This is a genomic window from Microbacterium sp. 4NA327F11 (assembly GCF_005503465.1).
Classification (GTDB): Bacteria; Actinomycetota; Actinomycetes; order Actinomycetales; family Microbacteriaceae; genus Microbacterium; species Microbacterium ginsengisoli.
The window spans coordinates 1-9,843 of record NZ_SCOB01000038.1; the positions used below are offsets into that span (position 1 = coordinate 1).

Here is a 9,843-nt window from a genome sequence, read left to right on the forward strand (position 1 = left end):
CCATCCCCCTGCCGACAGGAACCCCCGTATGACCTCCCTCGATCAGCTCGCCGACCTCAGCCGTCGACTCGGCGACCCCGCCTTCGACGCCGCGATGCTCGGCGAAGGCAACACCAGCGTGCGCGACGGCGACGCGATGCACGTGAAGGCCAGCGGTGCGGTGCTCGGGCAGGCCCAGGCCGCCGACTTCGTGCGTGTCGACCTCGCGCGGGCGAGCTCCCTGATCTCCGACCCCGATGCGGCCGACGCCGAGGTGGATGCACTCTTCGCCGACATCGCGCGCGTCGAGGGGCGGCGTCCGTCGGTCGAGGCGCTGCTGCACGTCGTCGTCTACGAGGAGACGGATGCCGCGGTCGTCGCCCACAGCCATCCGACGTCGGTCAACGCACTGCTGTGCTCCCGGCACGCGGAGCTGCTGGTGGACGGCGCGCTCTTCCCCGACCAGATCGTGGTGCTCGGCGCGCACCCGCTGCTCGTGCCGTACATCGACCCGGGCATCCGTCTCGCCCGGGTCGTGCGCGAGATGCTGCGCGCCCACATCTCGGAACACGGCGCGCCGCCGCGGGTGATCTACCTGCGCAACCACGGCATGTTCGCCCTCGGCGCGCACGGCGCGCAGGTGCTCGGCATGACCGCCATGGCGCAGAAGTGCGCCCGCGCGATCATCGGCGCGCAGGCCGTCGGCGGCGTGAATTTCATGACCCCCGAGGACGTCGCGCGCATCGACACGCGACCGGATGAGAAGTATCGACGCGCGCTGCTCGCGCAGGAGGGATCGCGATGACCGCGCTCGAAGGAAAGGTCGCCCTGCTCACCGGGGCGAGCTCGGGGATCGGACTGGCCACGGCTCTCGCCCTCGTCGCGGAGGGCGCCCACGTCGTCGCTGCCGCGCGGTCGGTCGACGCGCTCGCTGAGCTGGCGGCGTCCGCCCCGGACGCGATCACGACGATCTCGGCGGATGTCTCGGATGCCGCGACCGCGCAGGCGCTCGTCGACGAGACCCTCGCCCGGCGCGGCCGGCTCGACATCGTGCTGCCCAACGCGGGCATCTATGTCGGCGGCGATCTGGTCGATGCGAGCGCCGAGCAGATCGCGGCGCTCGTGGCGACGAACGTGACGGGTGTCATGACGCTGGTGCGCGCGGCGCTGCCTCACCTGATCGCACAGGGCTCCGGTGACGTTCTCGTGACGAGCTCGGTCTCGGGGCACCAGGACATCGCGTGGGAGCCGGTCTACTCGGCCAGCAAGCACGCGGTGCAGTCGTTCGTGCACACCGTGCGCACCCAGACCGCCGAGAGCGGGGTGCGCATCGGTGCGGTCGCGCCGGGCGTGGTGCTCAATCCGCTCTGGGGCTTCGCCCACGGGTCGCCCGAGGAGGCGGCGCGCATCGCCGAGCGCACGGGCATCCGCTCGTCGGATGTCGCCGACGCGATCGTGTTCATGCTCACGCGGCCCGCGCACGTCGTCGTGCGCGATCTGGTGCTGCTGCCGACCGGACAGCCGATCTGATGCCGCTCGTCGACATGCCGACCCTGCTCGCGGGGCATCGGGCGGCGGGGGCGTTCAACTACGTGCAGCTGGAGATGGCCGAGGCGATCGTCGCCGGCGCGGAAGCGGCCGGCACGGGTGTCGTGCTGCAGCTGTCCCAGAACGCCGTCGCGTTCCACGGGGGCATCGCTCCCGCGGCGACCGCGGCGCTGCGGCTCGCGGACACCGCCGCGGTTCCGGTGGTCGTGCACCTCGACCATGCGACCGACGAGAACCTCGTCGATGAGGCGATCGCGATCGGGATGCCCTCGGTGATGTTCGACGGCGCCCACCTCCCCGACGACGAGAACCTCGCGCGCACCGCCGCCGTCGCCCGCCGTGCACAGAGCGCGGGCGTGTGGGTGGAGGCCGAGCTCGGCGAGATCGGCGGCAAAGGCGCGCACACCCCGGGGGTGCGCACCGACGTCGACGACGCGGCGGCGTTCGTCGCGGCGACGGGGGTGAACGCCCTCGCCGTCGCGGTCGGCAGCGAGCACGCGATGCTCGAGCGCAGCGCCCGCCTCGACGAGGAGCTGATCACCCGGCTCGCCCGTCGGGTGCCGGTGCCGCTCGTCCTGCACGGATCGAGCGGCGTCTCGGACGCGGGCATCGACGGTGCCGTCGTGGCGGGCATGCGCAAGGTCAACATCGGCACGCACCTCAATGTGGTGCTGACGGCCGTCGTGCGCGAGCGGCTGGCGGCGGATCCAGCCGTGGTCGACCCGCGCCGGTATCTGCGCCCGGCCCGTGAGGCCGTCGCGGCCGAGGTCGCCCGGCTCCTCGCCCTCATCGTGCGAGGCGAGGCATGACGATGGGGCCGGCCATCGTGACCGTCACGGCGGCGGGCGCGATCGATGCGACCTACCGGGTGACCGGCGCCCTGGCCCGCGGCGAGTTCACCCGAGCCACGGCGTACACGCGCGAGGTGAGCGGGAAGGGTGTCAACGTCGCGGCCGGACTGCGACTGGCCGCGCGTTCTGCGACGGCCGTCGTGGTGATCGGCGCCGACGACGTCGAGTCGGCCGTGCGGGCCGATACGGACGGGATGCTGCGCCCCATCGTCGTTCCGGGGGCGACGCGCGTGAACACGTCGATCATCGACGACGACGGCGCGACCACGAAGGTGAACGCCCCGACCCCGCCGCTCGCCCCGGAGAGCTGGGAGCAGCTGGTCGCCACGACCCTCGCCGAGATCGAGGAGACCCGCGCGGGCTGGCTGGTCGTCTCCGGCGCCCTGCCCGAGATCGCCGGCGCCTCGGCGCCGGCCGATCTCACCGACCTCTTCGCGGGCGCCGTCGCGCGCGGTGCGCGGGTCGTCGTGGACACGAGCGGCGCAGCGCTCGAGGCCGCGGCATCCGACTCGCGCGTCTCGGTGCTCAAGCCCAACGCCGCAGAGCTCGCGGAGCTGACCGGGCAGACGCTGCGCACCAGGGGAGAGGTCATCGCCGCCGCGCGCAGCCTGGCCGTGCCGGTCGTGTCGGCGAGCCTCGGTGCGGACGGCATTCTGCTGGTCGCCGGTGACGTCGTCGTGCACGCGCACGCTGTCGCCATCCGCGTCGCCAACACCGCGGGTGCGGGCGACGCCTCGCTCGCAGGCCTTCTCGTGGGCCTCGGGGCGGGAACGATCGACGATCCGACGGCGCTGATGGCCGCGGCATCCGCTGCCGCCGCGTGGGGCGCGCACGCGGTGGCGCAGACGGCGACGGTGCTGACGAGCCTCGAGGGGATGCCGCACGCCGTCGTCACCCGTGACCCCGACCCGTCCGTGGTGCTCTCGGAGCCCGTCGAGGTGTAGGTCGCGGCGCCGCGACCGCCGGCTCGATCAGGCCGCGGGAGCGAGGCGAAGGCCGTCGGGACCGCTCACCATGACCACCCGGTCGAGCCCGTCGACCACGAGGTCGGCGCGCAGGTCGTCGGTGTCGATGGTGCCTGCGACGCCCAGCACGGCGCAGCCGGCGGCGCGCGCTGCGGCGATGCCGGCGGCGGCGTCCTCGACGACGAGGCACCGGGCCGGGTCGACGCCGAGACGCGCCGCGGCGAGGAGGAACGGCTCGGGGTGGGGCTTGCCCGTCGTCACGTCGTCGATAGTGACGAACACGTCGGGATGCGGGAACCGGGCGGCGTCGAGCCGAGCCGAGGCGATCGGGACGGAACCGGAGGTGACGATCGCCCGTCGGTCGGCGGGGATGCCGTCGAAGAAGGCCCGCGCGCCACGCACGGGCTCGAGGCCCGCGGCGTCGGTGACCTCGAGGTCGGTCACGTGCGCGAGGCCCTCGGCGTGCAGCGACGGCGGCAGGAGGCGGGAGATGAGGGTGCGCGCCGGCTGGCCGTGGTTGTCGTGCAGCGCCTGCATCGAGACGTCGTAGTGCTCGGCGAACCGGCGCCAGGAACGGATCACCGACGCGGTCGAGTCGATGAGGGTGCCGTCGAGGTCGAACAGCACGGCGTCGAACGTGCGAGCGAAGACCGCAGCATCCCGGTCGAGGTCGCTGCGGATGCCGAGCGCGGGGAGGAGCCGAGTGACCTGCTGCGCGGTGGACAGCTCGGCGTCGATGGGGATCACCGGCACGGCCGGCGCCGGTGGCAGGGTGTCGTCGCGGTGGGCGTCGCGTCGTTCGCCGCGGGCCGCGCGTCGTGCCGCGAACAGCGCGGCGTCGCCGCGCAGGTGGATGACGACGACCTCCGCGGGGGCGACGGCGTCGAGCAGCGCGGCCCAGTCCGCACCGCCCGTGAGCTCCGCGGTGAACGGCGCGACGAGCACGGCGGCGCCCGCGGTCGCGACCGCGTCGGCGGCGACCGCGCGCAGGGCCGTGTAGCGGCCGACGCGGATCCGCGCGGCGTGCGGCGAGGCGAGCCAGTGCCCGCCCAGCGCCTCGTCGGGGAGGGCGTCGAGCAGCGGTGAGGTGACCGAGTCGAGGTCGACGAGGGGCGCGCCGAGGCGCGTCGCGAGTGCGCGTCCGAGTGTCGTCTTCCCGGATCCCGCGACGCCGGCCACGACGATCACCCGAGGATTTTCCATTTGACACGTGGAGCGCATACGTCCACGATAGTCGTATCACGTCACCGGTGTCATGCTTGATTTTCCGGGACTTCCCCCATCCTCGCCTTGACCTCGACGAAGAGTCGAAAGGACGGAGAACGCGTGACGCAGCCTCTGCGCGACGACCCCGCCGCCGCGGCATCCGGCCTGCTCGCCGGCATCGACCTCGGCAGCACCGGCATCAAGATGCTGGTGCTCGACGCGCACGGCTCCGAGCTCGTCAGCGACCAGGTGCCGACACCCTGGCGGGTGGGCCCGGGCGGCACGACCGAGATGGATGCCGCGGCCCTCACCGCCGCGCTCGCCACCCTCTTCGCGCGGGTCGACGACGCCCTCGCGCCGCTCACCGCCGCGCCCGTGGTCGCCCTCGGCATCGCCGGCATGGGGGAGACCGGGATGGTCGTCGACGCGACCGGCACCGCGGTCGCCCCCGGGTTCGCGTGGTTCGACCCGCGCGGCCTCGACCAGATCGCCGCCTTCCCCGCCACCGTGCGCGCGGAGTTCGCGGGCCGCACCGGGCTTCCGCTCGGCGCGCAGGTCACCGTCGCGAAGCTCGCGTTCCTGCGGGACAGCGGGGTCGAGCTGAGCGGATGCCGCTGGCTGAACCTCCCCGAGTTCGTGGCCGCATCGCTCGGCGGCGACGAGGCCCTCGAGTACTCCCTCACCTCCCGCACCGGCCTGCTCGACCAGGACGCCGAGGCGGCCTGGCCCGAGATGCTCGACGTGCTCGGCATCGACGCCGGGTTCCTCCCGCCCCTGCGCGGCGGCGGCGAGTCGTGGGGACGCGTCGCGGCGGCGTTCGGCCCGCGCTTCGCCGGGGCCGAGCTCACCGTCGCCGGACATGACCACCTCGTCGCGGCGGAGGCCGGCGACTCCCTCGCCGCCGACAGCTATCACGTCTCCCTCGGCACGGCCGAGGTGCTGCTGCGCGTGCTCGACGGTCCGCTCGGATTCGACGCCCGTCAGCGCCTCGCGGACGCCCTCATCAACGAGGTCGCGCACGTCGTCCCCGGCAAGCACGTGCTCGTCGCCGGCGTGAAGACGGGCCTCCTGCTGCGGCGGGCCCTGGGAGCTGCGGGCATCTCCGACCGGGCGGGACGCGACGAGCTGGATGCCGCGGTGATGGCCCTCCCGTACGAGGGATCCCTCCCGGACGGCGCGATCGAGGTCAGCGGAGCTCGCAACGACGACGGCGTGCTGCGCATGACCCTGCACGCCGACGGCGTCTCGCCCGCCGAGATCTTCGGAGCCGTGCTGCGCCACAGCAACGACGAGATCGCCCTGCTCGTCGAGGCGATGGACCGCGAGGTGCCGCCCGCCACCCGCACCCGGCTCACCGGGGGCTGGGTCGGGATGCCCTCGGTCGTGCGCGCCCGCGCCCAGCTGCTTCCCGACGTCACCGTCTCCACCCGCGAGCAGGACACGGCGTACGGCGCAGCCCGTGTGGCCGCGCGCCTCGTGTCCGCATCCCCCGCGTCGACACCGACCACCCCCTAGAGCCTGCGGACGTGGCATCCGCCCGTCTGCCATCGACCCCCACCAAGGAGCACCCCATGAACGAACTGACCACGCTCGAGCGCCGCGCCCTCCAGTCGATCTCGACACCGGACGGCAACATGCTCATCGTCGCCGCCGATCAGCGCAACGGCATGAAGGCCGCCATCAAGGACGCCCCGCACGGCTCCGACGCGATCACCCGCGAGGAGCTCGCCGAGGTCAAGGCGGACCTCGTGCGCCACCTCGCCAACCACGCCCCGGCCATCCTGCTCGACCCCGAGGTCGCGCTTCCCGGGATCGTCGACGACGGTGTGCTCTCGCGCGAGACGGCGCTCGTCGTCGGGCTCGACGCGTCCGGGTTCGAGACCGTCGACGGCCTGAAGTACACCCGTTACGTCCCCGGCGCGACTCCGCACTCCATCCGTGAGCAGGGCGCCGACGTCGCCAAGATGCTCTGGTACACCCGCCCCGACAAGCAGGGACTCGACTCCCGCGTGGCCGGTGAGATCCGCGACCTCGTCGCCGCGTGCGAGGCGGAGGGCCTGCTGCTGATCGTCGAGCTGCTCACCTACCAGCTCGAGGGCGAGAGCGACGAGGAGTACGCCGCCGCCTTCCCGACGCTCGTCGCCGACGGTGCTGCGCTCGCCGTCGCGTGCGGGGCGAAGATTCTCAAGCTCCAGTACCCGGGCTCCGCCGAGGGCTGCGCGCGCGTGACCGAGGCCGCCCAGGGCGTGCCGTGGGCCGTGCTCTCGGCCGGCGTCGACCACGAGACGTTCATCGGTCAGGTGGCCACGGCCGTCGCCCACGGCGCCGCGGGCGCCATGGCGGGCCGTTCGCTGTGGAAGGACTCCCTCTCGGCCGACGCCGGACGTCGCGAGGAGCTGCTGACGAACCGTGCCCTGCCCCGCCTGCGGGAGCTCGCCGACGCGGTCGACGGCCGCGCCTGACACCCGACGACCCCCGGGCGTCGACCACGGCTCCCGGGGGATAGGGTTGCGCGAGATCCGAGGATCCGGGGAAAGACGCGAAGGGGAGAGCGCCGATGTCGACGATGCGTGATGTCGCGGCCCGTGCGGGCGTGAGCACGAAGACCGTCTCGCGGGTGTTCAACGACGATCCGCATGTGCTGCCCGCGACCCGCGCCGAGGTCGAGAAGGCCATGCGCGAGCTCAACTACGTGCCGAACGTGCTCGCCACCACGTTCCGTGCCGGTCGCGCATCGGTGATCGGCGTCGCGGTACCGGACATCGTCGACCCGTTCTTCGCGGCCATCGCTCGGGCGATCGAGGACACCGCGCGTGCCCAGGGCATCTCCACCCTCGTCACCAGCCTCGGTGACGACCCCGTCGATGAGCGCGACGCGATCGAGTCGATGCTCGGGCGAAAGCTGTCCGGGCTCGTGGTCGCCCCGGTGGGCCTCGATCATTCGTGGCTGCAGCGCTGGCGGGAGCACACGCCGATCGTCTTCGTCGACCGAGGCCCGGTAGACCTCGAGACCGACACGTTCACCGAGGACGACGAGCAGGGCGCACACCTGGCGGTCTCCCATCTCATCGCCCACGGTCACCGCCGCATCGCGTACGTGGGCGACGTGCTGCATCTGTCGACCGAGACAAAGCGGTTCGAGGGGTGGCGCCGCGCACAGGACGAGGCCGGCATCCGTCGTTCGGACGACCTCGTCGAGGTGATGGTGTCGGATCGGGATGCCGCGGCCGCGGCGCTCGTGCGCCTGCGTGCGCTGCCCGAACCGCCCACGGCTCTCTTCTCCGCCAACGCGCGCACCTCGATGGCGCTCGCGCATGTGCTGCGCGCGGACCCGATGGCGATGATCGGGTTCGGCGACTTCCCGATGGCCGATACGCTCACGCCGTCGGTGTCGGTGATCGACCAGGATCCGTATCGGCTCGGCGCGCTCGCGGCGGCCCGCATCTTCGATCGCCTCGCCGGGGTCGACGGAGGGCTGGAAGAGGTCACGGTGCTCGACGTCGCTCTCGTCGAGCGCGAGTCGTGCCGGCTTCCGGCGCCCGCGGGCGACTGACGGCGGAGGGCGTCGCACGTCCGTCGGACGGCGCACGCGTCCGGCGCTGCCCGGCCGTGGCCGGACAGCGCCGTCAGCCCTGGAGTGCCTCGATCGCGCCGCGTGCGCCGCGCTCAGCGAGTGAGGCGCGCGCAGCGATGAACGCCGCCCGCAGTGCCGCATCGACTCCCAGCTCGCCGAACACGGGCGCGTAGTCGAGGAACGCGCCGGGTCGTGCCCCCTCCCGGGCGGCGGCCTCCTGCAACTCGCCCAGTCGGCGATCGACCGCCGGCAGATCGGTGCCGGGCTCCGCGCTGCGCTCGAGGAACACGCTCCACGCGGCCAGCACGAGTGCCGCGCGGCGGATGTCGCCGCCGGAGGCGAGGCGGGACCGCACGACCGGCAGCAGGAACTTGGGGATGCGATCCGAGCCGTCCACGACCTGGCGGGCGAGCGTGTCACGGATCGCCTCGCTGCCGAAGCGCGCGATGAGGGTCGCGCAGTAGGCGTCGAGGTCGATGCCCGGCACGGGTTCGAGCGTCGGAATCGCCTCGATGTGCATGTAGTCGAGGAGGAACCCGACGAAGAGCGGATCGGTGCACACGTCGTGCACGAAGCGCTCACCCGTAAGGATCCCCAGGTAGCTCATCGCCTGGTGGGACGCGTTGAGCAGCCGGAGCTTCATGAGCTCGTACGGCAGCACCTCGTCCACGAGCTGCACGCCGACCTCGTCCAGTGCCGGGCGGCCGAGGGGGAAGTCGTCCTCGAGCACCCACTGCTCGAACGACTCGGAGTGCACCGGCCAGCCGTCCTCGATGCCGATGTCGCGCGAGACCGCGGCACGCGTCTCGTCGGTCGTGACGGGGGTGATGCGATCGACCATCGAGTTCGGGAACGACACCGTCTCGCCGATCCAGGCGGCCAGGTCGGGGTCGACGCGCTCCGCGAATCCGAGCAGCGCCGTGCGCGCGACGTGGCCGTTGCCCTGGATGTTGTCGCACGACATCACCGTGAACCCGGGGACGCCGGCGTCGCGGCGGCGCCGCAGCGCCGCGGTCAGATAGCCGAGCACACTGCGGGGCACGTCCGACGACGACCCTTCGAGATCTGCGAGCACCGCGGCATCCACCGGCCGGAAGGCGCCGGTCGCGTCGTCGATGCCGTACCCGCCCTCGGTGATCGTGAGCGAGACGATGCGGGTGTCGGGGTGCGCGAGCTTGTCCAGCACAGCGGTGGGGTCATCGGGGGCGTAGAGATACTCGATGAGGGAGCCGACGACCCGTGCCTCCGTCGACCCGTCGGGCGCGGTGGTCACGAGGGTGTAGAGGCCGTCCTGCGCAGCGAGCACGTCGCGCATGGCGACGTCGGAGGGGAGCATCCCGATGCCGCAGATCCCCCACTCGGTGGACCCGGTGCCGAGAATGCGATCCAGATACATCGCCTCATGGGCGCGGTGGAAGCCGCCGACGCCGATGTGGACGATGCCGGTGCGTACGCGCGAACGGTCGTACTCCGGGACGGCGACGGTGGGGGCGAGGTCGCCCAGGGTGGCGGCCGACAGGGTGGTCATGAGCGGGCTCCTCGGTGGATGTCGCGGGGAATGCGGAGGCCCGCGGGCGGCCGGTACCGGCGCGCCCGCGGGCTGGTGCTGGTGTGGTGGTTAGCCGCAGGAGGACTGGTAGACGGCGTCTTTGGCGGTGGTGTCGACGTTGTCCTTGGTGATGACGGTGAAGCCGGTCTGGATCTTGGCTTGCACGGTCTG

At 72.7% G+C, this 9,843-nt stretch carries 9 protein-coding genes; 7 read left to right on the forward strand and 2 right to left on the reverse strand.

What is annotated here, in order from left to right; genetic code table 11:
• Positions 1-28: 28 nt before the first annotated feature.
• Genes FFS51_RS14075 through FFS51_RS14090 form a run of 4 tightly spaced genes read left to right on the forward strand, consistent with a single transcriptional unit; the run spans position 29 to position 3,322 of the window.
• The gene (locus FFS51_RS14075) at positions 29-784 is read left to right on the forward strand and encodes a class II aldolase/adducin family protein (RefSeq protein WP_137878730.1); all 756 of its coding nucleotides are present in this window, start codon (positions 29-31) and stop codon (positions 782-784) included.
• Positions 781-1,509, forward strand: a complete 729-nt coding sequence (locus FFS51_RS14080; protein ID WP_056207840.1) for an SDR family oxidoreductase — start codon at positions 781-783, stop codon at positions 1,507-1,509. The genes FFS51_RS14075 and FFS51_RS14080 overlap by 4 nt, the downstream gene beginning before the upstream one ends.
• Positions 1,509-2,336 carry a class II fructose-bisphosphate aldolase gene (locus tag FFS51_RS14085; RefSeq protein WP_056207837.1) on the forward strand — a complete coding sequence of 276 codons (828 nt, stop codon included), beginning with the start codon at positions 1,509-1,511 and terminating at the stop codon, positions 2,334-2,336. Before FFS51_RS14080 ends, FFS51_RS14085 begins: the two co-directional genes overlap by 1 nt.
• Positions 2,333-3,322 carry a 1-phosphofructokinase family hexose kinase gene (locus tag FFS51_RS14090; RefSeq protein WP_137878731.1) on the forward strand — a complete coding sequence of 330 codons (990 nt, stop codon included), beginning with the start codon at positions 2,333-2,335 and terminating at the stop codon, positions 3,320-3,322. Before FFS51_RS14085 ends, FFS51_RS14090 begins: the two co-directional genes overlap by 4 nt.
• Before the next feature lie 27 nt (positions 3,323-3,349).
• On the opposite strand, the gene FFS51_RS14095 is transcribed toward FFS51_RS14090, so the two are convergent.
• Entirely contained in the window at positions 3,350-4,531 is a 1,182-nt protein-coding gene (locus tag FFS51_RS14095) for an HAD-IA family hydrolase (protein WP_171006205.1), read from the reverse strand.
• Between the two features lie 138 nt (positions 4,532-4,669).
• On the opposite strand from FFS51_RS14095, the gene FFS51_RS14100 reads away from it, so the two are divergent.
• From FFS51_RS14100 to FFS51_RS14110, 3 genes are all read left to right on the forward strand, one after another.
• Complete coding sequence (locus FFS51_RS14100; protein ID WP_212742828.1) at positions 4,670-6,064, forward strand: FGGY family carbohydrate kinase; 1,395 nt, start codon at positions 4,670-4,672, stop codon at positions 6,062-6,064.
• A 56-nt stretch (positions 6,065-6,120) separates the two neighbouring features.
• A complete protein-coding gene (locus tag FFS51_RS14105; RefSeq protein WP_056519272.1) occupies positions 6,121-7,011 on the forward strand; it encodes a tagatose-bisphosphate aldolase in 891 nt (296 codons plus the stop codon).
• A 95-nt stretch (positions 7,012-7,106) separates the two neighbouring features.
• Complete coding sequence (locus FFS51_RS14110; RefSeq protein WP_056519269.1) at positions 7,107-8,102, forward strand: LacI family DNA-binding transcriptional regulator; 996 nt, start codon at positions 7,107-7,109, stop codon at positions 8,100-8,102.
• Positions 8,103-8,175: 73 nt separating this feature from the next.
• Here the strand turns inward: FFS51_RS14110 and FFS51_RS14115 are convergent, their stop codons facing one another.
• Complete coding sequence (locus tag FFS51_RS14115; protein WP_137878733.1) at positions 8,176-9,651, reverse strand: mannitol dehydrogenase family protein; 1,476 nt, start codon at positions 9,649-9,651, stop codon at positions 8,176-8,178.
• Positions 9,652-9,843 lie beyond the last annotated feature (192 nt).

What these genes read in the sequence shown, in the direction of transcription:
- FFS51_RS14105 (WP_056519272.1), top strand. Translation starts at nt 6,121, where the DNA reads ATGAACGAACTGACCACGCTCGAGCGCCGCGCCCTCCAGTCGATCTCG.
- FFS51_RS14085 (WP_056207837.1), top strand. Translation starts at nt 1,509, where the DNA reads ATGCCGCTCGTCGACATGCCGACCCTGCTCGCGGGGCATCGGGCGGCG.
- FFS51_RS14080 (WP_056207840.1), top strand. Translation starts at nt 781, where the DNA reads ATGACCGCGCTCGAAGGAAAGGTCGCCCTGCTCACCGGGGCGAGCTCG.
- FFS51_RS14115 (WP_137878733.1), bottom strand. Translation starts at nt 9,651, where the DNA reads ATGACCACCCTGTCGGCCGCCACCCTGGGCGACCTCGCCCCCACCGTC.
- FFS51_RS14110 (WP_056519269.1), top strand. Translation starts at nt 7,107, where the DNA reads ATGTCGACGATGCGTGATGTCGCGGCCCGTGCGGGCGTGAGCACGAAG.
- FFS51_RS14090 (WP_137878731.1), top strand. Translation starts at nt 2,333, where the DNA reads ATGACGATGGGGCCGGCCATCGTGACCGTCACGGCGGCGGGCGCGATC.
- FFS51_RS14075 (WP_137878730.1), top strand. Translation starts at nt 29, where the DNA reads ATGACCTCCCTCGATCAGCTCGCCGACCTCAGCCGTCGACTCGGCGAC.